The sequence below is a fragment of the Massilia sp. TSP1-1-2 genome (assembly GCF_049896185.1).
Lineage (GTDB): Bacteria > Pseudomonadota > Gammaproteobacteria > Burkholderiales > Burkholderiaceae_D > Telluria_A.
In genome coordinates, this window is record NZ_JAFCTU010000058.1 from 1 (window position 1) to 20943 (window position 20943).

The window sequence follows — 20943 nt, forward strand, 5'->3', positions numbered from 1 at the left end:
TACGTCAAAAAACGATGTTGCCAAAACGCTCAAAATCGAGCATTCTTGCAACCCAGTTTGAGCCCCTGAAATCGGTGGTCAAAGTGGCGCCATTACGCCGGAAATGGGTGGCGCCTTAATGCCGGAAATTGACACCAGGAGAGGGTCGCTTTTAAAAGATACCCTTAGACATGGCAAAAATCGCTCGAATGCGGCGCTACATGAGGCAAATAAGAAAAACGGAAAAATCGGAGACTAAGCGGCAGCTACCGATTCTTGAAGTACATCCCTACAGTGACAATCATCGTCCGGCTATTGCAGATTTAGCAGTTGCTACACAATAACGAAACTACGATATTCTTTAAAATCAACCACTTATAAATTATTCGACTGGAATATTCGCCATTAAAAGCTGCAGGAACTAATCGATAGACTGTCTTTTTGGAAGCTCGATGTACAAGTGTACGTATCGCTTAGGAGGGCGATTTGAGTCCGAGGACCGATGCCGAAGGCGAGGGAGCGAGGATGCCCCGTTAGGGGCACCCGACTGTTCACCCGGCTTGCCTCCAGCAAGCCGGTCGGGGACAGCGAGGTATGGCATTTGACTCCCGGTGTGCAAATCAACGCCTGGCGCGCTATCGCTTGCCTCCGGTCGAATTCGCTTCGCGAATCTAGCCCCGCAAGCGGGGTCGATCCGGCTAGTTTTTTTTAAATCCCTATTAAAAATCGAAAAATCAAAATCGTAACGCCTACGTCGCGTCTAGTTGTTGTTGAGTAGGGGTTACGAGGGCGCAGCCCTCATTTATGGTGTTCCAGTCTTCCTTTTGCGCGAAGCGCAGTCTTAGATTCCCCTCAGGGGTGCCCGTTGGCGGGCGGGGTGGTTGATTAAACGAAGCTTACGGAACGTGCGCTATTAAAAGATTTATTAAAGAAGTATTAGCACTCTGAAAGTTACCTATGGAAAAGTGAACTTTTGGGGGAGTGGGATGCCGTGCTGTCGGGAGTCAATTGCCGCACAAGAGGGAGCCAGATGCCGCAAGCGCGGGAGTGGGATGCCGTACGATATCCGGGAGTGGGATGCCGTGAGCTATACCGCGGGAGGGCTTATTCAGTGCCTTTGTCCCCACCAAACCCTTCATTAGGGGGTGTACGACGGTGGGTAGCGAGCTACCAAAGGGGCAACGCGGGAGTCAAATGCCGTAGTTATGGGGTTAGGGAGGCTGTATCGGGAGTGGGATGCCGCAGGCCGATCATGGTGGCGGGAGTCAGATGCCGCAGCAGCTGGCTACTCTCGTCATATACCGGGAGTGGGATGCCGCACGCGGATCGTGGTGGCGGGAGCCAAATGCCGTAGCAAGCGGCGCTAGTTATCATCAGGGGAGTCAAATGCCGGATCTTCGCTCTTCAAGCGTTTCCGCTGAAGGTGTCTTTGTTGGCTAGCGGAAGGCGTTTTGACGACAGTGACAAGATCGGATTTCGAATCGATGTTCCAACTCAAGATTGCACCGAGCCCTACAAGCTTTTCCAGCGCCACACGTAGTAGCTTACGAAAATCGCCCAAACGTTGGTCGTGCTTGCTACCGCAAAGCTTACGTATCGTTTCGACTTTGTAGGCAAAGGGATCCGCATGCGAAGAGTAGAAGCCGTGCAACCACTTGGCCAGGTTGTTATTGCCTAACAGCTTGCGTTGCTCCCAGTCGATGTGCGAGTAGCCGCCTTCATACAGGCTGAGCATTTTTTCACTAAAGATCACGACGTAGCTTTGAGTTACGTCGTCGTAGAAGTACTCGCTGACTAGGCCGCCACCGAAGGCCTTCCCATTGGTCGTCCAGGTGATCTCTACGGTACCACTTCGCAGCCTGGTAATTTCTTCTCGTAGCTGTTCATGCTGTGTCCCACCCGTGCTGCGGCCGAGAGCTTTAAGAAGCGCGTTCGACGCAAATTCAACCCTGTTGCCCAGGGGGCGCTCGCGCGCGAAGTGGAGCAGCATCTCCCATACGTCCAAGTCGCTTTGGTTAAACCGTTCGCCCTGGACTCGAACTTCTATTCCGTCGACTGCAGCAACAAGCGTGCGTTTTTTGGCAGTAGCCCGAATTTGACTGATCGAAAAAAGGGCGCCACGCAGCGCGGCATTTGGCACCCCTCGTACGGCGTCCGGCCACAGTTCAAGCGACATCTGAGGGACTTGATCTCCCTCCGAGACGCCGACCGCCTTCGCAACTGGCGGCTTACGTCGAGGGCGAGTGCTGCTTGTAGTTTTCTCTGTCATCTTTAGAGACTAGTTTTAGCGTATACGTACGGGTGGGAGGTGCCAATGCCCGGTCTTTGCAATCAATTGCAAAGAGGGGGTTAACCGTTGGCCTTAATTACTTCAGTTTCCAGGATTTGGAAAGCGCTGTCTTCCTCGTCCAAGTCGTTAGCCCCTACCTCAATCAACCGCGTCATCAAAGCCATGTACGCCATGTCCTTGGCCAACTTATCCCGCTCGTAGATGCCGGCGATCACTTGGATGGGATTCAGAATTAGGACGTATTGCACGTCACTGGCCAGGCCGGATCGGATTTCGATAAATCCAAGCGATTCAAGCCGTCGCATCCTCGTGCGCCAAGTGACCTCCCCGCGGGTACCGCTGAATCCTGACTCGAACGCTAGCTCTCTGTCATTTCGGATCTCGACAAAAGCTTCATCATAAACGCGGCACCACAAGGCTAAGTAGGTGCCAAAAAGGGGAAGCCCCTTACCCGATAGCTGGTCCATGATCCGCCCAATAATACTCATCGTCCTGGGTATCGTGGTAAAGCCAACTCTAACCTTGCGCAACCAGAGCGTGTGATTGGAGATATCAGGCCAATAGGTGTCACGTAGCTGGCGCCGCTTGCCGTCTGCAGAACGAACTTTTTTGTTGATGAGAGCGACCATTATTCACTTAGAAAAATAGGTAGAACAGAAGTAAGTAGCGTAAGAACTCAGAAATTACATAGGAAGTGTACCCTATCTCTTACATTTCCACAACTTCAACGTCACCATATGATGACTACACAGTCTTTATAATCAACAAGTTGACAGCGTTTACGTGCTCCTTGTTCTCAGTGTAATCCTGTTCTCCCTATTGTACTCGTAGTGTTCCCAGTTGAAGTAGGGCCAAAGTTGCTTTTTGAGACGATTTTCATGCTTGTTGCGCTGCTATTTAAGAGTCATACTGCTATTCGTCTGAGGAGACTATAGAAGTAAAGTAAGGTCTCGCCGCATGCCGGTATGCCTTACAAACACTATCCCTTAGACAAAAAAACCCGCTAGCTGATTAGCCTAGCGGGGGAATAAGCAGATATTCCCGTATCTGCTCAAGCACTACCTATTACTTACATATGGGTCTTGCGGTTACATCAGGTGCAACAGGTGCTTCACGGCTTCTTGAAGGTAGTGTGCGGTCATTACTGCTGACGCGAACGCTACCAAAGCCGCTTGGATGAGGTCGGTATACAATGTATATCCTTTCAAGAGTTAGTCATTTAGGTGACTTCCCCAGGCAGACGGTTTGTTGACGCGACTCAACACGTCCGCCTGAGCGGACCACCTACCTATCCAATTACAATTGTAACAGAGAAAACATTTCCAAACACTAAATGTCGAAAATATCAAGGAATACTGTTGATTTTTTGGCCTAGTGTTGTTTTTCCTCAACAATTTATTTTTCCCCGTTTTCCCTTCCCCTCTGCAAATCAGCAATAACCATGTTCAGCGACCAGGCTAACCTACGCATCTTCTCGTTGGGCAAAATACTAAATATAGTATTAAAACAAATATTTAAACTACATTTAGTCTAAAAACAAGCTTATGGTATAGCTAAGCGTTTCGAGGGTGCGCAGCACCGGGCGTACCGGCAGGGGTTAGCCGGGTGCGCTCCTTCATGTTCGTATGCTCAGGGCTTTCCAACACTTGAAGCTCATCTCTCAGCCCTGCTTCAACGCTAACTACCTCTGCGCACCTCAACACCATTGGCGGCGCTCAATCGCGCCGTCCCGCCGCCCGCGTATCGTAATCGCTCACTTGGAGCCTACGATGCACCTACGCTGCTGGCGTCGTCGAAGACGGCCTTGCCCTGGTATCGTACGCTCCCGAGCCGAAGGGATGGCTTTGAGTCGTCTGTCAGCGCTGAGACGGAATGGCGCCTGCGATGCCGCCGACGCGGCTGTGAGGCGCCGGCCTGCGCTGCGCCCGTTCGGAATCCACGACATCATCTAGCTCGCCCAACGGCTGGACGGAAGTGTCGCGCACCGGCTTGATAACCAGGTGCCAAAGGCTTAACTCGGTTTTCCGTTCCACTGCACCTCAAACCCCAAATTCCCCGAGCTTCCACCTACACGGCTCGAAACGTCACGTCGTTTGACGTTTAACAATGATGCACCCCCCTTTTACTCTGCGGACAGGGGTATCCCGATTGGCCGTATCACGGGTAATATTGTCAAGAAATTGAAGCTAGAGAACGGTCGCACGGTCGATGTGTTGACTGCGTGCATCTAATCCAGCTAGACAATTACCTTGACCGGACTTTAGCGGCTAAAATTCCGGCTGATTATAAAAACTAAATGGCCTCCCGTGTACAACCAAATATTATTCACCAACATCTTGCGCCTGCTTGATGAGCGGAACATGACAAAAAGCGAGCTTGCGGACAAGGCTGGCATATCAGTGTCATTCCTATCGGACCTTACCAATGGCAAGGCCAACCCGTCGCTTAAAGTCATGGAGTTGATCGCCGAGGCGTTGCAAACATCATTACCAGAGCTGTTGGAAATAACCGATTTGGATCGGGCAACGCTCGCCGAGCTGGCGGGAGGGCAGGTAGTCAACAGTCTTCCAGAGGGATTTGTTCGATATACAGCCATCCTTACAGAATTTCAGGCTTTTTCCGTACGACAATGGGACGAGCAGAACCGCAAAAGATTGCTGAAAAGAAGGGTTCGATAGGAGACCCAGGGCGACGGCAGGAAACTTTAGCAGCTAAATAACTTCACGCAATCGCAGACACGCAACGTGTCTGCAGCCCCCTTCCGGGCGGACTAGTGGCAAGCAAATCCCCCTATGAAATCCAGCGTTGGCACCATTTGATGTACAACAACAAATATTCGATTAAAGCGATAAATTTTTAATAAGATTGTTTGAAACAGGGTTTCGGTATATCCTTCGTCGTGTAGAATTGACGATATTGACGGAGGGAATACCATGAACGACTCAGACGACGGCACTGACGTTTGGAGCGAACGGGCCAAGCGCAAGCTTGAACGCGATATGGGGCCAATTCTATTGGCCGCCTTACACGACCCAAGGACGGTCGAAATCTTGCTTAACGCCGATGGCCGCATGTGGCAGGAGCGCCTGGGCGAGAAAATGAAGTGCATCGGCGATCTACCCGCTGCAAAAGGCACGGCCATCATCAAAACAGTGGCGAGCTGTCTCAACAAGACCATCACTGCGACCGACCCAAAGGTTGAGGGTGAGTTGCCGCTCGATGGCTCACGTTTCGCCGGGCAACTCCCACCAATTGTGACGGGTCCGACCTTCGCGATTCGTAAGAGGGCCATCGCCATCTACACCTTAGAGCAGTACGTTGAGTCAGGTGTCATGTCGCAGCGCCACTGTGACGCGATCAAGGCGGCCGTCAAAAAACATCGCAATATCCTAGTCATTGGCGGCACTGGCTCGGGCAAGACAACCCTGGTCAACGCGATCATCAACGAAATGGTCCTCTGCGATCCCACTGAGCGCATTTGCATCATTGAGGACAGGGCTGAAATTCAATGTGCAGCCGAGAATTACGTCCAGTACCACACAACGATTGAAACGTCGATGACGGCTCTGCTCAAGCTCATTCTGAGCATGCGGCCGGACAGGATTCTAGTGGGCGAGGTACGCGGCGCGGAAGCGCTCGACCTGCTCGACGCTTGGAATACCGGGCACGAAGGGGGGGCGGCAACGCTGCATTCCAACACGGCCAGTTCAGGCCTTGATCGCTTGGCATCGCTTATCGGTCGGAACGAAGCGGCGCCGCGGAAGATTGAACCGCTGATAGGCGACGCGGTTCATGTTGTTGTTCATATCGCCCGCACCCCTGACGGCAATCGGGTAGTACAGGAAGTCCTTGAGATTTCCGGCTACGCCGACGGCAAATACATCACCAAACCTCTCTAGGAGCTTTCACATGCACACTACTCTGTATCCACAACCAGGCACCCTCAATCGCTCCACGATGTTCTGCATCGCCTTCGCGCTTGTCATTGCTTGCATCTTCCTGCTGCCGCAGGCCATGGCGTCCACCGGCGAGAGCGGAGGCCTGCCATACGAACCCTGGCTTGTCGTTTTACGTAATTCCGTAACAGGGCCAGTAGCGTTCTCGCTGTCGCTCATCGGCATCGTGATTGCCGGCGGTGTCCTTATCTTCGGTGGCGATTTGAATGGTTTCTTCCGCACCTTGGTGTTCCTGGTGCTTGTGATGGCCTTGCTGGTTGGCGCACAAAACATGATGAGCACCCTCTTTGGTCGCGGCGCCGAAATTGCGGCCCTGGGCGATGCGGCGGCCACGCAAGTGCAAGTTATGGCAATGGCTGTCACCGGCCGGGTTGCATAGTCATGGCACTCCGCGCGATTCCCATTCGTCGGGCCGGCAATCGACACAACTTGTTCATGGGCGGGGATCGTGAACTGGTGATGTTTACCGGGCTGATGGCATTTGCGCTGATATTCAGCGCACAAGAGTTGAGGGCGACTGTGATTGGCCTCGGACTGTGGTTCGGCGCGTTGTATATGTTCCGAAAAATGGCGAAGTCCGACCCGCTTATGCGTCTCGTCTACATACGACAGCGTAAGTACAAGTCGTATTACTCGGCGCGCAGTACCCCCTTTCGCATCAATCCCACCAGTCAAGGGAAGCAATACAAATGATTACCTCCATAACCATCGCCATTGCGGCCCTCGGGGCCGTGATGCTGCTGCTGATGTTCCAGCGCATCCAGGCCGCGAACGGCCAATTGGAGCTAAAAAAGCACCGCTCCAAGGACGCAGGCTTTGTCGACCTTTTAAATTACGCCGCACTAGTCGATGACGGCATCATCGTCGGCAAAAATGGTTCGTTCATGGCCTCCTGGTTGTACCAGGGCGAGGACAATGCCAGCAGCACCGACGAACAGCGCGAAATGGTCTCATTTCGGCTTAACAACGCGCTGTCCGGGATGGGCAATGGCTGGATGATCCACGTGGACGCGGTGCGCCGGCCGGCGCCAAGCTATTCGCCGGCATCGGCGTCCAGTTTCCCCGACCCGCTCTCGGAGGCTATTGACGAAGAGCGGCGTCGGCTCTTTGAAAGCCTGGGTACCATGTACGAAGGCTTCTTCGTGCTGACCGTGACGTACTTTCCACCGCTGCTGGCCGAGAAAAAATTCATCGAAATGATGTTCGATGACGAAACAGAAGTGCGGAATCACCGCACGCGCACTCGAGGGTTGATCGACGCTTTCAAGCGCGATTGCACGAACATCGAGTCGCGTATGTCCGGTGCCGTCAAGACGACACGCCTGCGGGGCCAGAAGGTCGTCCAGGAGGACGGCTCGACGGTCACGCACGACGACTTCCTGCGCTGGCTGCAGTTCTGCGTCACTGGCCTGAACCATCCGATCCAACTGCCCAACAACCCGATGTACCTCGACTCACTCATTGGGGCGCAGGAAGTGTGGTCTGGCGTCGTGCCGAAGATCGGTCGCAAATTCGTCCAGGTGGTGTCCATCGACGGCTTTCCTCTGGAATCCACGCCTGGCATCCTTACTGCCCTGGGCGAACAGCCTTGCGAGTACCGCTGGTCGTCGCGTTTCATCTTCATGGACCACCATGAAGCCGTCGCGCACCTGGACAAGTTCCGGAAGAAGTGGAAGCAGAAGATTCGTGGTTTCTTCGATCAGGTGTTCAATACCAATTCAGGCGTGATCGATGAGGACGCCATGTCGATGGTGGCGGACGCCGCCTCGGCCATCGCAGAGGCCAATAGCGGCCTGGTCGCACAGGGCTACTACACCAGTGTTGTCGTCCTCATGGATGAAGATCGGGACAAGCTGGAAGCGTCGGCCGGCATGCTTGAAAAAGCCATCAACCGTATCGGCTTTAGCGCCCGCGTTGAAACCGTCAATACGTTCGACGCCTACCTCGGCAGCCTGCCAGGCCATGGCGTGGAGAACGTACGTCGGCCGCTAATCAATACGATGAACTTAGCCGACCTGCTTCCTACCAGTACGATCTGGACCGGCCTCAATTACGCACCGTGTCCGATGTACCCGCCGAATTCGCCGCCGCTCATGAGCGGCGTGACGCACGGCGCCACGCCGTTCCGGCTCAACCTGCATTGGCTCGACCTCGGCCATACCCTGATGCTCGGGCCGACCCGCATGGGCAAATCGACCAAGCTGGCACTGATCGCCCTGCAAGCCCGACGTTACGCGGGCATGTCGATCTACTGGTTCGACAAGGGCATGTCGGCGTACCCGACCACCAAAGGCGTGAGCGGTGATCACTACGAGATAGCTGCCGACGACAGCAAATTGGCGTTCTGCCCGCTGCAGTTCCTGGAAACCAAGAGCGATCGTGCCTGGGCCATGGGCTGGATCGACATCTGTTGCGGGCTCAATGGCGTCATCACCACGCCGGAGCAACGCAATGCGATCGGCGAAGCGGTCTTCGACATGAAGAAGAGCGGCGGCAAGACCATGAGCGATTTTGTGCTGACGATCCAGGACAAGTCGATCCGAGAGGCGTTAAAACAATATACGGTCGATGGTCTGATGGGCCACATTCTCGACGCGGAAGAAGACGGCCTCAGTCTGTCGAAGTTCACGACATTCGAGATGGAGAAGTTGATGAAGCTCGGCGAGAAATACACGCTGCCGGTGCTGTTGTACATCTTCAGGCGGATCGAAGTCAGCTTGATCGGTCAGCCGGCGATGATCCTCATTGATGAAGCCTGGTTGATGTTGGCCCACCCAGCCTTTAGGGACAAGATCGAGGAAATGCTGCGGTCCTTCGCGATAAAGAATTGCGCCGTTGTGTTGGCGACGCAGAGCCTTGCCGAAGCCGCCAAGAGCGGGATCATGAACATGATTATCGAATCGACCTCCACCAGGATTTACCTACCCAACAAGGAAGCCAGGGCCGAGGCCGCGACGGCACTGTACAAACAGACCGGACTCAATACCAAACAAATCGACATCGTCGCGACGGCGATCCCGAAGCGTCAATACTACGTTGTCTCCGAGGCCGGCTGCAGACTCTACGAGGCTGCCGTGGGGCCGCTGGCACTAGCATTTGCCGGCTCGACCGACAAAAAATCCATTGCCAAGATCAAGGAGCTGGAAGCTGTGCATGGCGATAACTGGATGCATGAATGGCTCGCCATGAAGGGCCTCAACCTCAACGACTACGGAGCTAAAGCATGAATTTCGCAAACACAATTAAGGGGCTGATCTACAAGAAGCCGAGCGGCAGCGATGAGCGCCGGGGCGATGAGGTCATTGAAGGGGGACGACGCCAGGGGGAAAATCCAAATCCCTACTTGAATGCGCGCAGAACCTGGAATCATATCGGCGCGGCGAACCTGGCCAGCCGGCAGATGTTCCAGCTTTTGGGCGTCCTCTCGCTCCTGATCGCACTCGCAGCGGTCGGCGGCATGACCTATATCGGTAGCCAGTCCAAATGGGTGCCGTACGTGGTCGAGGTTACCAGGCTGGGGCAGGCAGCGGCCGTGGGCCCGGCGCAGCGCGCCGGCCCGGACGATGCCGCCGCCCGCAACGCCGTCATCCATTCGTCCGTGGCTTCGTGGGTTTCAAATATTCGTATGGTCACGCCAGATATCGCGCTGCAGCGTAAAGGCGTTTTCCATGTGTATTCGATGTTGTCTGCTAACGATGCGGCGACCGTTAAGGCTAACGAATATCTCAACGGAAATGAGGCGAGCAATCCGTTCAAGCGAGCCGAAACCGAGACCGTAAGCGTGGAAATTGACACGGTGCTGTATCAGGCTGGCGAAACATGGCAAGTCGATTGGATCGAAACGACCCGCGACCGCCAAGGTGCGATGAAGGGTAAGCCTCAGCGCTGGCGAGCGCTGGTGACGGTCTACACCATCGCGCCGACTTCTGACACCACGGAGCAGCAGATTCGGGACAACCCGTTGGGTGTCCATGTACGCGATTTTTCGTGGTCACCCCAAGGCAAATTTTAAGAGGCAACTCCATGAAAAAACAGTTCGTAGCAATGATCCTGGGTACGCTGCCCCTGCTCGGCCAGGCGGCCAATAATCCGGCACCGGCAGCGGTCATGGTGGCGGTGCCGGCTGACAATGCTGCAGCCGACAAACTGGCTTTCAACCAGCCGAGCGCCGAACGCGTTGCCGCTGGTCGGGCGGCGGCCAGGGCGGCGGCCAGGGCGGCAGCAAACCGCGCCGCAGCCGACAATCCCGCCGACGCTTTTTTCTCGAAGCAGAATCCTAAGCTGACGGCGCAGGAAAGGAACGCGATTGCCATCGCGCAGAAGTGGCAAGCGGCCGGCGCCGATGCCAAGGGCATGAAGCCGGTCGCCGGCCCTAATGGCCTGGTGCGCTTTGTCTACGGGGTTCAGCAGATCAACATTGTCTGCGCGGTGTTGCAAGTGTGCGATGTGGAGCTGCAGCCAGGCGAGCAGGTCAACAACCTGCACATGGGCGATCCAAGGTTTACGGTGGAACCGGCCATCAGCGGTGTCGGTGCCGGCGAGGTGCAGCACCTCATCATCAAGCCACTCGATGTGGCCCTGGATACGACCTTGACCGTCACGACCAATCGCCGCACTTACCACATGAAGCTGCGATCGCATCGCTCACAGTACATGCCGTATGTAGGCTTCACGTATCCAGAAGACGCGGCGGCCAAGTGGGATGCGATGCGCAGCCGTGAGGTTCGGGAAAAGGCTGAACAGACGATTCCGCAGACGAAGGAAATTCTGAGTGATTTGAACTTCAAGTACTCAATTGACGGCAAGGTCCGCTGGAAGCCAGTCCGTGTCTACAACGATGGCGTGCGCACCGTAATCCAGATGCCCGCCGCGATGGCGCACACCGAGGCGCCGACACTCCTGGTCGTGCGCAAAGAGGGCAGCCTGTTCACCGACGATGAAACCGTTCAGGTGAGCTATCGCGTGCAGGGCGACCGCTACATAGTGGATGCCGTGTTCGACAAGGCGATCCTGATTGCCGGCGTCGGGCGCGGCCAGGACCGCGTGACAATCACGAAGGGGAAATGACATGCTCAAGACCGCTCTAGTTATCCTGCTAGTCGCCGGCCTGGCCGGCTGCGCGGCCATCCGTGCGCCGGCTAAGTACGGCAGCTTTGTGAAGGCTCCCGTGGCGAGCGACGACAAGGCGATCGCTGATGACGTGGTAAAGAAGCTGGCCGCGTTGTACCCGCCCGCCAAGACCAGGTTCAATCTGCAGCACGCCACGCCTGACGCCTTCGGCATCAACATGGTTTCTGAGATGCGAACCAAAGGCTACGCGGTGGCAGAGCTCAAGCCAGGGGCGCGCCCCCCGGCGTTGGCAGCTGGCGAGCAGTCGCTAGCTTACGTCATTGACCAGCCGCTTGAGGCGGGTCTATACCGCGTCACGGTACTCGTCAACAGCCAAACCCTGTCAAGGGTCTACCAGTCGGCCGGCGGGGCGGTAGTGCCGGCCGGCGCTTGGGTACGGAAGGAGTAGATCAATGAGCACCAATACCGAAGATGACATGTCCCCTGATGCTTCGCCGGGTGAGCAGTCGAAGAAGCGCAGCGGGGTTCGCCGCGTCAACAACATGCCGCTCTACCTCATCGGCGCCGGCCTGGGCGCGTTCCTGCTGATTATGCTGATCGTCGCGATGGACAGGGCTACGAAGCAGAACGAACCGATGCAGGCTGCCGCCGAGAAGAAGGGGGGCGACACCAATAACTTCGCCATGCAGATCGCTGGCGACCAAAAGGAAGGCATTGTGCAAGCCAAGGCCGCGCCGCCGTCGGTGTCCGACCTGAATGTGCCTGCGGGGGCGGTGGCGGTGGTACAGCCGGCCAACCTCGATCTGCCGCCGTCCCCGCCAGACGGTGCGCAAATGCAGCCGCCGTCATCATCGCAGCAGCAGATGGTCCAGCAGCAGCGCAGCCCGGTCGACGAACAAGCTGAGCGCATCCGTCAGATGAAAGAACAATTTCTGCTGGAAGCAATTCGGGCGAAATCCAGTGTTTCGTACGCGCCACCGCGCAGCGCGGGGTCAAGTCCGGTATCAGCGGGGGCGGCCATGGTGGGCGCCCAGGGCAACGCACCGGCTACGCGCGAAGAAGCCCTGCAGCGGATCGCGGCCGTGCGTCAGCAGATTGACGCTGCCACCCGTGACGATCCCACGGCGGCCTACAAGGCCCGTTTGCAGCAGTTGCAGGGGGCCGGCATAGTCCCGACCGGTGCCAGCGCAGGACAGGACGGCGGCGGCCTCGGCGGCGGGGCACCGCAGCTGGTCCAAACGGCAGCAGCCCGCAATGATGTTAGCCAGTTCGCGGGATCGGGGCAGGGCGACCGCTGGCGCCTTGAGTCACAGCCGGAAGCGCCCCGCTCGCCGTACGAGCTGCGCGCCGGCTTCGTAATCCCGGCGACGCTTATATCGGGAATCAACTCCGAACTGCCTGGCCAGATCATGGGGCAGGTTAGTCATGACGTGTACGACACGCCGCGCGGAAAATACACGCTGATTCCGCAAGGCTCGCGCTTGGTGGGGAGCTACACCAGCGATGTTGCCTTCGGCCAGTCGCGCATTTTGATTGGATGGCAGCGGATCATCTTCCCGGACGGCAAAGCCATGGATATTGGTTCGATGCCTGGTGCCGATAGCGCTGGCTACGCTGGATTGAAGGACCAGGTGAATAACCATTACGTCCGGCTGTTCGGTTCTGCCTTCCTCATGTCCGCAGTTACGGCTGGCGTGGCGATGAGCCAGCCGGACCGGGCTACGACTAACAGCCGTCCGACCGCCAGCAGCGCAATGAGCGAGGCGCTGGGGCAGCAGTTGGGCACTGTGACGGCCCAGCTCATCGCGAAAAACTTGAATGTAGCGCCAACCCTGGAAATCCGGCCGGGGTATCGTTTCAACGTCATGGTCACAAAGGATATGACGTTCTCGAAGCCTTACAGGGCTTTTGATTATTAACTCCAAGGAGAAACTATGAAACCGTTTACCCGCAAAGTTTTAGCCGCTAAAGTCGCCTTGTTGATGGCCGTGTCCTCGATCCCTGGCTTCATCACTCCGGCTTATGCCAGCATGCCCGTCATTGACGGGGCCAACCTGCACCAGAACATCATGAATGTGATGGAGAGTATCACCCACACCACAAAGCAGATTCAGCAGTATCAAACGCAGTTGCAGCAGTACGAAAACATGCTGCAAAACACCACGCAGCCGTCGCAGCAAATTTGGGATGCCGCGACTACCACGATGAATCGACTACGTACCTCTATCGACACGCTCAATTACTACAAAACGAACTTGGGCAGCATCGATGCGTACCTGGGCAAGTTCAAGGATACGGCTGCTTACCGCGCATCCCCTTGCTACTCTGTAAGTGGGTGTACGCCGGCTCAGTGGGCTGCGATGAAAAACGATGAAAAGTGGGGGGCTGAATCTCAGAAGAAAGCGACTGATGCTTTGTTCCGCGGGTTGGACAAGCAACAGGATGCTATGGAGGCAGACGCGACCCAACTCCAGCGACTCCAGTCCGGCGCGCGGGGCGCTACAGGCCAATTACAGGCTATTGGTTATGCCAACCAACTGGCGAGCAGTCAGGCTAATCAGCTTTTGCAAATTCGCGGTTTGTTGATTGCTCAGCAAAATGCGATTGCGACTCGCAATCAAGCTCTCGCTGACAACGAAGCTAAACAGCAGGCAGCGAGCGATAAGAGTTTTGCGGTCCCCAATCCATCAAACCGGTCTGATAACAGGTGGCAATGATGAAAAAACTATTTCCATGTTTTCTATGTCTTGTGTTCGCGTTAGGCGGTTGCGATAACAAGCAGGAGCAGCTCGACGCGCAGCGAAAGGCGGATCACGCCATTAGATATCGCGTCCCACCGCCGAGTGATAGGGCTGACAACAACTGGTTACCCGCAGATAAACAAAGTCCAAAAGGCAAATAGCATGTCCACCAGATTATTCCGTAATTCAGTCTTCGCATTATTCCTTGCCGCTATGATGTTGCCTGCGATCGCTGCACCTTCTACGGGCGGTGGTTTGTTGAATGATGTAACTCTGCGATTCTATAATCAAAGCGCAACCTGGGGCGTTGTGGTTACGGGATACGCTACCTGGTTGTTTTGGGCATTAGTCACCATTAGCATGGTGTGGACATTTGGAATGATGGCGTTGCGAAAGGCAGATATCGGCGAGTTTTTTGCCGAGTTTGTGAAGTTCACGATCACTACCGGATTCTTTTGGTGGTTATTGTCTCATGGGCCCGCAATGGCAGTTTCGATTATTAAGTCTATGCAGGAAATAGGCGCGAGAGCTGCGGGTACTCCGATTGGCGTCGGAAGTCTCCAACCGTCCATGCCGGTTGCGATTGGTTTGGACATTGTGAAAAAAGCGTTTTTGACTCTTAGCTGGACTACACCTATTAACAACCTGGGTATTGTATTGATTTCTGCTGCCGTATTGGTCTGCATGTGCGTTGTGGCGGCAAACATTCTTATTGCACTGGTAAATGCCTGGGTTATGGCTTATGCGGGAATATTTATTTTGGGGTTTGGTGGCTCGCGCTGGACTTCGGATATGGCAATTGGTTATTTCAAAGCCATGTTGGGAGTGGGAATGGAGTTAATGACGATGACACTCTTGGTGGGAATTGCTACCAGTGTGATCGACAGCTTTTATGCCAATCTCGATGGCTCGTCCACGTATGAACTCTTAGTGGTGTTCTGTGTTTGTGCCGTCCTTGCGCTCCTCATCAACAAGATTCCGGCTCGCCTGGCAGGATTGGCGGGCGGTGGGTCGGGTGCCGGGGTAGGCGCAGGCACGCTCATGGGTGGTATCGCAATGGCTGGGGCAGCGGTTGCATCTGGTGGTGCCGCTGCGATGGCGGGCGCCGCAAATGCAGCGGGAGGTGCTCAGGCTCTAATGGCTGCATTTTCCAAAGCGAGTGCTTCAGAAAGCGGCGGCGGGGGTGGCGCCGGCATGTCTGCGCTGATGAGCGCTGCGGGCGGCAGTGGTGGCGAGTCAGGTGGCGGTGGTGGTGCTGGTGGCGGAGGTGGAAGTGCGCTTGCGGCCGCAATGGGCGGTACGGGCAGCAGCTCTAGCAGTAGCGCGGGCTTTGGTGGCTCGGGCGGCTCCAGCGCCGGCGAGGGCGGTGCGACTAACTCGAGCGAGGAAGATGGCGGCTCGGCCGGCAGCAGCTCGGGCGGCTCGGACAGCTCGGGCAGCTCGGGCAGCGCCGAAGGTAACGCTAGTGGCTCCGACTCGACCAACTCAAGTTCGGGCGGCGGGAACGGTGCCGGCGACAAAGGAACTGCTGGCGGCAGCAAGGGGAGCAAGCTAGCCGCCTCGGCCGGCGCGATGGCGGCCAAAGCGGGCAGGATCGCAGCTGGCACTGTCGTGAATCTGGCTCAAGGCTCCTATGACATTGCAAAAGAACGTGCGCTGGAAATGAAAGACAGTGCGAAGGACCGCATCGCCGATACGACGGGCGGACGGATCGCGGCCGCCATCCAGGCGCGACGGGATGCCGCCAGTGTTGGCACTGAGTCGGCGACATTTGCGGAAAACAGTCTTGGCGCCGGCGCTGGGTCAGCCGAAGCGGCAGACGCGGCAGAAGAAATCGCGGCCTTCCGCGACGGCAACTCAAAAACCTCTTAATGGATCAGGTGCCAAGAGAGCTAACACCCAAAAGGGACAAATCATGCCTCTCGACCTCCCACCATATATGCAAGAACGTGTTGTCTGCTCCATCACGGCGGCGGCTAAGTACGAGATTCCCGCGAATATTGTATTGGCGGTAGCTGAAAAGGAGAACGGTAGAGCAGGGCAGTGGGTCCGCAACAGCAGCAACGGGAGCCACGACGTAGGGCCGCTGCAGTTCAACACGAATTACCTGCGGGAGCTGGCGCAATACGGGATAGCCCCGAGCCACGTAGCGGCGTCGGGATGCTATTCGTTCGAACTGGCAGCATGGAGACTGCGCAAGCATATCAAGAACGACACGGGCGACGTGTGGACACGAGCGGCGAATTACCATTCGCGCACACCTCAATTTAACAAGGTGTACCGGACCGATCTGATGGTGCGCGCTGCCAAGTGGGCCGACTGGCTGAGCAAGCGATACCAGACGTACGACCAGGCCTTGCCGACTGATGCGCACACGACGGCGGCCAGCTCGGAACAGCGCGCGCCGGTAGCCGCGCCTGTCAGCACGCCAGCATGGTCCACACCTAAATATGTCCCGCGCCGTTTGATCGTAGGCACCAACGCGGCGCTCGGGGGGAATATGCGATGAATACGAAGCAGCGCTGGCCCTACGACCTCTTTAGCGGCTAAATACCATGTACATACCTGGCTCTTCTACGGATTGCCCAATTGCTCGGGGAACACTTCCACGGCTTATTACAGCCGACGGCGCACTCGAGGCCGTCAAGTGGCTCGCCTTGTTTCTGATGACTGGCGATCACATCAACAAGTACTTGTTCAACGGCACCAAGGAATGGTTGTTTGACGGTGGCCGGATAGCAATGCCGCTCTTCGTCTTCGTTCTGGCATACAACCTCGCACGGCCTGGTCCGATGGTCCGCGGCGCGTACCATCGGACTGTTTGGCGCCTCGTGGTTATCGGGTGCTTCACGATGCCAGTCTTCGTCGCACTCGGCGGCCTGGTCGCCGGCTGGTGGCCGCTGAACATCATGTTCACGTTGGCTGCCATCTGCGGCATGCTGATGCTCCTCGATCGCGGCACGCTGACCGGCCAGGTGTGCGCTGCTGGCGTGTTCCTCGCTGCCGGTGCATTGGTCGAATTCCTGTGGTCCGCATTGGCGCTCGGCTTGGCCATTTGGCTTTACTGTCGGCACCCGTCCTGGTGTGCCGTTGGACTCGCTGCAGCCGCCCTTGCCGGCTTCTGGTACATCAACGGCAATCACTGGGCCTTGGTGGCGGTGCCGATCGCTTTAGTCGCTTCTGGCGCCAACCCGAATATCCCTCGAATGCCGCTGGGTCTTCTACTCTTACTACCCCGCGCACCTGGTCTTGCTCCGGCTGATCCGGATCCCGATAAGCGAATCGGGATACCTCTTCTTTTGACTGAAAATTGCATGCAGAAATCAATCCATTTGCTCGCTCTATCGTTCGCACCACCTACAACTGAGCAAGGAAAATCGCAATGCAAATAAGACTGACGGTTTTCGATCAAGACGGCAAACCATACATTATCCCCGCCGAGGTTGTTGAGTCTAAATTTAAGCGGCACCAGTTCGCCGTGCACAAGTCGATTTCGCTCGGCGACAATTTGTGGACGGTGTCGCATGTCGCCAGTGGCTTGGCGGCGGCCACGGGTGGGATCAAAGAGACTGCGGTTGCGGCCTTAACGGGCCGACTGAAGAACATGAAGCAGGTCGAGTTGGAAGCAATCATTGAAAAAGGCACTGCTGTTCGACTGAAACTCATTTCGGTTAATCTATAGAGGAAAATATGGACAAGTTAAATCTATCGATCACTCTTAAAACTGGGTAGGAAAAGTACATGAACCCGCTCTCATCTAAATGGATGCCAAACCCGCCAGCTCTGAAACGAGCCATGAAGGATGGACACGTTGGAGTCGCCGACAGCCCGCAGGGTCGGGTCTACGTGATATCGAAGAAGTGCCCGAATGCTCGCCAGGTAAAACGTGCGATTAAATTGCGAACCATGCTTGAGCTGGCATGGGTAGGTGCCATCGCCTGCGGCGCCACCGCCGCCGTCGCGGCGCTGGCTCAATGGTCCAATACGTTCTAGGGGTTTGAGGTGCAGTGGAACGTAAAACACGGTTAAGCCATTTGGGCCAGTCCTCGCAACGGCGGGCAAGATGAACATACGCATGCTTGGTGCTGTTTTTGAATTCGAACGCGACCTATTGATCGAACGCACCAACGTCAGTATCATACGCTCCCGAGCCGAAGGGACGGCTTTGAGTCGTCTGTCAGTGCTGACACGGAATGAAGCCTGCGATGCCGCCGACGCGGCTGGGAGGCGCCGGCCGGCGCTGCGCCCGTTCGGAATCCACGACATCATCTAGCTCGCTCAGCAGCTGGACGGAAGTGTCGCGCACCGGCTTGATAACCAGGTGGCAAAAGCTTAACTCGGTTTGCCGTTCCACTGCACCTCAAACCCCTACATCGCGCTAGACATGTCGCAAAACCCGCGCCATGACCAACCGCTCAACCGGGCTGGTGTGCCAGCCCTCGATGCTGACACCGCCAACTAATACACTCAGCAAAAAGCGTCTACAGAAAAGGGGCCCTTTCGCACGCCGAAGACTACTCCAGGCGCTTTGCGGGCCCTACACCGGGTTTGAGGTGCAACGGTAAGACCTACCAGGTTAAGCGATCTTGCCCTCGGAAGGTGTTCCAATATTGGGGCAGAAGGCCTACGGAAGCCGTGGCAATTAACGTTTTTGCTTTTTAAAAAATAGCTTTCCTTCTAGGATTTCAAGATTCAATTCACTGTTTGTCTTCTGCACCCTGACGATCCCTCTGGCACAGGCCTCATTAAAAAGACGCTGAACGACCATATTAACCTGCGCTGATTTATAAGCCGCAACTCTCAATCCGATTTCTCCAAGTTTATACCTGAGATGAGAATAAAATATTTCTTTTGTCCAAGGTCCACGGTGCACAAACGGGGCTTGCTCTGGTTCAGCTTCAGCGCCCGTCTCCGGGTCGGCGTCCCTTCCCCGCACACCATGAACAATATGGCGAGCTATCTCTATCGGTATCCTCAACCCAGACGGCCTCCTACCAGCTAATGCCAAAACAATAGCGCCAGACGGAATGGCTGCAGTTAGGTGAACCTGTAGATTATCCAGTTCGGAGGCAAATTCTCTTAAGTGTTGCATTAGACCGCGTGCTTCATCCTGCGTAAAGGGCGGAGACGCAGCCGAGGCTGCCGAGCTAGACGCGGCCGAGGCTGCCGAGCTGGAAGCGGATAAGCTGGATGAAGATGTTGGTGATGGTGAAACAACTCCAGGAATATTTAGCGGCTCCGCTTTCATATTCTGTTTCATCAGAAATAAACCTGCCTCAAGGATTTCCAAAAAAGTTGCCATACACACTCCTTCGTTGAAGTTCAGGAAAATTTCCCAAAGCGATAGTGCTACTTAAGTATTGACCAATTGGATTCGAGGTTGTGAGGATAGGGGGCATCATTTAATTACACGTCACTAACTCAAAGAACCCAAGTAGATATAGATGTTACAACAATATTGATGAGTTATGTCTTTTTTAGGAGTACGAATTCGATCGTTTTCGTACATATCAAAATTTAATGTACGAAAAATAGCTAGTACGAATATCGGACATGCCATACAATTAGTACTCCCATTTCGTACTAATTTGGCCGCCAGATGTCTCGAACTTTCATTTATGCACGAGTAAGTACAGTCGATCAGAACACCGACAACCAGATCCATGAAATCGAGTCCGCTGGTTTCGCCGTAGACAAACGTCGGATCGTTCGCGAAAGCATTAGCGGTAGCGTCGCGGCCGGCAAGCGTCCCCAGTTTGCTCGCTTGCTTGACCGCCTTGAGCCTGGTGACGTGCTGATTGTGACCAAGTTGGACCGTCTTGGTCGTAACGCTATGGACGTTCGAGCCACGGTCGAGCAGCTTGCAGCCGATTCTGTCCGTGTGCATTGCTTAGCGCTCGGCGGCGTCGATCTAACCAGCTCTGCTGGCAAGATGACCATGAGCGTGCTAGGTGCGGTGGCCGAGTTTGAGCGTGATCTGCTGGTAGAGCGGACCCAGGCAGGACTCGCACGTGCGCGTGCTGAAGGAAAGACGTTGGGGCGTCGACCAGCGCTGACGACAGCGCAGCAAGCCGACGCAATGGTACGCCTCGTGGCTGGCGAGTCGGTGGCCAAGGTCGCCCGCGACTACGGTACGACTCGCCAGTCCATCATGCGAGTACGCGCAAGGCACACTTCAGTAATGCAGCCGACTCCTGACATTTGAGCAGTCGTCTTCTGAAAACGACAGCTGCGCTCGAAGGCCGCAAGATTGACCTGCGGTCGCTGACGGACGGGATTGACACCAGGGGAGCTGCTAGGCGGTTCTTCTTCAACGTCATGGCCGCGCTCGCAGTCATGGAGCGCGAGCTGATCCTGGAACGGACTAACGCCGGCTTGGCCGCGGCCCGACTGGCTGGCAAGGTGGGCGGGCGACGGCCATCCATGACGCCAACGAAGCTTGAAGCTGCGCGAAAGCTGCTCGATGCAGGCCAGGCGCCGAAGGAGGTGGCCAGCGTCGTCGGCGTGTCCCTGGCGACGCTCTATCGTCACCTTCCGGCCGGCGGGCGCCAGCTCGGGTTGCTGGCCGTCGAGTAGCGACATTTGGCGATTCCAATTGCGCGAGCCCCGTTGTTGGGAGAGCTTGTCAATATAATGATCTCTCCACTCCTAAATTCCATGCTTGTTAACCAACGAGAAGTCCATGAAAGAATTTAATACGACCCGGCAAGATTACATTTTCCCGATCCAACGGGCGTATGCTCGTTCCACCGGTAGAGATATCGACTTCGAGGCACATTTGCGTCAGCAGCTCATCTTTATTCAGGACGATCTTCTTTATGGCCTCATCACCCCCCTGTGTCAGACTACTTGTCGGGTGTGTTTTTTGAACAAATTATGTCCTGATCTTGGTTGTTGTGGTGGAATT

At 55.8% G+C, this 20943-nt stretch carries 21 protein-coding genes; 18 read left to right on the top strand and 3 right to left on the bottom strand.

Going from position 1 to position 20943, the window contains the following annotated elements:
* Positions 1-1342: 1342 nt before the first annotated feature.
* The gene (trfA, locus tag ACP7BV_RS26125) at positions 1343-2155 is read right to left on the bottom strand and encodes a plasmid replication initiator TrfA (protein ID WP_426107811.1); all 813 of its coding nucleotides are present in this window, start codon (positions 2153-2155) and stop codon (positions 1343-1345) included.
* Positions 2156-2328: 173 nt separating this feature from the next.
* Entirely contained in the window at positions 2329-2898 is a 570-nt protein-coding gene (locus tag ACP7BV_RS26130) for a hypothetical protein (RefSeq protein ID WP_426107812.1), read from the bottom strand.
* Positions 2899-4575: 1677 nt separating this feature from the next.
* On the opposite strand from ACP7BV_RS26130, the gene ACP7BV_RS26135 reads away from it, so the two are divergent.
* The 15 genes from ACP7BV_RS26135 (at position 4576) to ACP7BV_RS26205 (ending at position 18029) form a co-directional block, all read left to right on the top strand.
* Positions 4576-4947, top strand: coding sequence for a transcriptional regulator (locus tag ACP7BV_RS26135; RefSeq protein ID WP_426107813.1), 372 nt, complete (start codon positions 4576-4578; stop codon positions 4945-4947).
* Positions 4948-5202: 255 nt separating this feature from the next.
* Positions 5203-6168 (top strand): P-type conjugative transfer ATPase TrbB, encoded by a 966-nt coding sequence (gene trbB, locus ACP7BV_RS26140; protein ID WP_426107814.1) that lies wholly within the window; start codon positions 5203-5205, stop codon positions 6166-6168.
* 10 nt (positions 6169-6178) lie between these two features.
* Complete coding sequence (gene trbC, locus ACP7BV_RS26145) at positions 6179-6604, top strand: conjugal transfer system pilin TrbC (RefSeq protein WP_426107815.1); 426 nt, start codon at positions 6179-6181, stop codon at positions 6602-6604.
* A gap of 2 nt (positions 6605-6606) precedes the next feature.
* Positions 6607-6918, top strand: coding sequence for a conjugal transfer protein TrbD (locus tag ACP7BV_RS26150; protein ID WP_426107816.1), 312 nt, complete (start codon positions 6607-6609; stop codon positions 6916-6918).
* On the top strand, positions 6915-9452 hold the full coding sequence (locus ACP7BV_RS26155) for a VirB4 family type IV secretion/conjugal transfer ATPase (RefSeq protein ID WP_426107817.1): 2538 nt from the start codon (positions 6915-6917) through the stop codon (positions 9450-9452). The genes ACP7BV_RS26150 and ACP7BV_RS26155 overlap by 4 nt, the downstream gene beginning before the upstream one ends.
* Positions 9449-10237 carry a VirB8/TrbF family protein gene (locus ACP7BV_RS26160; protein ID WP_426107818.1) on the top strand — a complete coding sequence of 263 codons (789 nt, stop codon included), beginning with the start codon at positions 9449-9451 and terminating at the stop codon, positions 10235-10237. The genes ACP7BV_RS26155 and ACP7BV_RS26160 overlap by 4 nt, the downstream gene beginning before the upstream one ends.
* Before the next feature lie 11 nt (positions 10238-10248).
* Positions 10249-11292, top strand: coding sequence for a P-type conjugative transfer protein TrbG (gene trbG / locus ACP7BV_RS26165; protein ID WP_426107819.1), 1044 nt, complete (start codon positions 10249-10251; stop codon positions 11290-11292).
* Between the two features lies 1 nt (position 11293).
* On the top strand, positions 11294-11743 hold the full coding sequence (locus ACP7BV_RS26170; protein ID WP_426107820.1) for a conjugal transfer protein TrbH: 450 nt from the start codon (positions 11294-11296) through the stop codon (positions 11741-11743).
* A gap of 4 nt (positions 11744-11747) precedes the next feature.
* The gene (locus tag ACP7BV_RS26175) at positions 11748-13214 is read left to right on the top strand and encodes a TrbI/VirB10 family protein (protein ID WP_426107821.1); all 1467 of its coding nucleotides are present in this window, start codon (positions 11748-11750) and stop codon (positions 13212-13214) included.
* A gap of 15 nt (positions 13215-13229) precedes the next feature.
* Positions 13230-14012 carry a P-type conjugative transfer protein TrbJ gene (trbJ, locus tag ACP7BV_RS26180; protein ID WP_426107822.1) on the top strand — a complete coding sequence of 261 codons (783 nt, stop codon included), beginning with the start codon at positions 13230-13232 and terminating at the stop codon, positions 14010-14012.
* Between the two features lie 186 nt (positions 14013-14198).
* The gene (gene trbL / locus ACP7BV_RS26185) at positions 14199-15908 is read left to right on the top strand and encodes a P-type conjugative transfer protein TrbL (RefSeq protein WP_426107823.1); all 1710 of its coding nucleotides are present in this window, start codon (positions 14199-14201) and stop codon (positions 15906-15908) included.
* Between the two features lie 43 nt (positions 15909-15951).
* Complete coding sequence (locus ACP7BV_RS26190; protein ID WP_426107824.1) at positions 15952-16545, top strand: transglycosylase SLT domain-containing protein; 594 nt, start codon at positions 15952-15954, stop codon at positions 16543-16545.
* A gap of 46 nt (positions 16546-16591) precedes the next feature.
* Positions 16592-17428: a TraX family protein gene (locus ACP7BV_RS26195; protein ID WP_426107825.1), complete on the top strand. Its 837-nt coding sequence runs from the start codon at positions 16592-16594 to the stop codon at positions 17426-17428.
* Complete coding sequence (locus ACP7BV_RS26200) at positions 17419-17718, top strand: hypothetical protein (protein WP_426107826.1); 300 nt, start codon at positions 17419-17421, stop codon at positions 17716-17718. Before ACP7BV_RS26195 ends, ACP7BV_RS26200 begins: the two co-directional genes overlap by 10 nt.
* A gap of 59 nt (positions 17719-17777) precedes the next feature.
* The gene (locus ACP7BV_RS26205) at positions 17778-18029 is read left to right on the top strand and encodes a hypothetical protein (protein ID WP_426107827.1); all 252 of its coding nucleotides are present in this window, start codon (positions 17778-17780) and stop codon (positions 18027-18029) included.
* Positions 18030-18678: 649 nt separating this feature from the next.
* Here ACP7BV_RS26205 and ACP7BV_RS26210 read toward each other — a convergent pair.
* Complete coding sequence (locus ACP7BV_RS26210) at positions 18679-19338, bottom strand: hypothetical protein (protein WP_426107828.1); 660 nt, start codon at positions 19336-19338, stop codon at positions 18679-18681.
* A gap of 297 nt (positions 19339-19635) precedes the next feature.
* Here ACP7BV_RS26210 and ACP7BV_RS26215 point away from each other — a divergent pair, with 297 nt between their 5' ends.
* The 3 genes from ACP7BV_RS26215 to ACP7BV_RS26225 all read left to right on the top strand — a co-directional run.
* A complete protein-coding gene (locus tag ACP7BV_RS26215) occupies positions 19636-20241 on the top strand; it encodes a recombinase family protein (protein ID WP_426107829.1) in 606 nt (201 codons plus the stop codon).
* Positions 20238-20612, top strand: coding sequence for a recombinase family protein (locus ACP7BV_RS26220; RefSeq protein ID WP_426107830.1), 375 nt, complete (start codon positions 20238-20240; stop codon positions 20610-20612). Before ACP7BV_RS26215 ends, ACP7BV_RS26220 begins: the two co-directional genes overlap by 4 nt.
* Before the next feature lie 106 nt (positions 20613-20718).
* Positions 20719-20943 (top strand): hypothetical protein (locus tag ACP7BV_RS26225; protein ID WP_426107831.1); only part of this gene is annotated, 225 nt, incomplete at its 3' end.

Excerpts from the sequence above, each read along its gene's own strand:
- trbB (WP_426107814.1), top strand. The coding sequence starts at position 5,203 with ATGAACGACTCAGACGACGGCACTGACGTTTGGAGCGAACGGGCCAAG.
- ACP7BV_RS26175 (WP_426107821.1), top strand. The coding sequence starts at position 11,748 with ATGAGCACCAATACCGAAGATGACATGTCCCCTGATGCTTCGCCGGGT.
- ACP7BV_RS26215 (WP_426107829.1), top strand. The coding sequence starts at position 19,636 with ATGTCTCGAACTTTCATTTATGCACGAGTAAGTACAGTCGATCAGAAC.
- ACP7BV_RS26205 (WP_426107827.1), top strand. The coding sequence starts at position 17,778 with ATGAACCCGCTCTCATCTAAATGGATGCCAAACCCGCCAGCTCTGAAA.
- trbC (WP_426107815.1), top strand. The coding sequence starts at position 6,179 with ATGCACACTACTCTGTATCCACAACCAGGCACCCTCAATCGCTCCACG.
- ACP7BV_RS26195 (WP_426107825.1), top strand. The coding sequence starts at position 16,592 with ATGTACATACCTGGCTCTTCTACGGATTGCCCAATTGCTCGGGGAACA.
- trfA (WP_426107811.1), bottom strand. The coding sequence starts at position 2,155 with ATGTCGCTTGAACTGTGGCCGGACGCCGTACGAGGGGTGCCAAATGCC.
- ACP7BV_RS26170 (WP_426107820.1), top strand. The coding sequence starts at position 11,294 with ATGCTCAAGACCGCTCTAGTTATCCTGCTAGTCGCCGGCCTGGCCGGC.
- ACP7BV_RS26130 (WP_426107812.1), bottom strand. The coding sequence starts at position 2,898 with ATGGTCGCTCTCATCAACAAAAAAGTTCGTTCTGCAGACGGCAAGCGG.
- ACP7BV_RS26160 (WP_426107818.1), top strand. The coding sequence starts at position 9,449 with ATGAATTTCGCAAACACAATTAAGGGGCTGATCTACAAGAAGCCGAGC.
- trbL (WP_426107823.1), top strand. The coding sequence starts at position 14,199 with ATGTCCACCAGATTATTCCGTAATTCAGTCTTCGCATTATTCCTTGCC.
- ACP7BV_RS26150 (WP_426107816.1), top strand. The coding sequence starts at position 6,607 with ATGGCACTCCGCGCGATTCCCATTCGTCGGGCCGGCAATCGACACAAC.
- trbG (WP_426107819.1), top strand. The coding sequence starts at position 10,249 with ATGAAAAAACAGTTCGTAGCAATGATCCTGGGTACGCTGCCCCTGCTC.
- ACP7BV_RS26210 (WP_426107828.1), bottom strand. The coding sequence starts at position 19,338 with ATGGCAACTTTTTTGGAAATCCTTGAGGCAGGTTTATTTCTGATGAAA.
- ACP7BV_RS26190 (WP_426107824.1), top strand. The coding sequence starts at position 15,952 with ATGCCTCTCGACCTCCCACCATATATGCAAGAACGTGTTGTCTGCTCC.
- trbJ (WP_426107822.1), top strand. The coding sequence starts at position 13,230 with ATGAAACCGTTTACCCGCAAAGTTTTAGCCGCTAAAGTCGCCTTGTTG.
- ACP7BV_RS26155 (WP_426107817.1), top strand. The coding sequence starts at position 6,915 with ATGATTACCTCCATAACCATCGCCATTGCGGCCCTCGGGGCCGTGATG.
- ACP7BV_RS26200 (WP_426107826.1), top strand. The coding sequence starts at position 17,419 with ATGCAAATAAGACTGACGGTTTTCGATCAAGACGGCAAACCATACATT.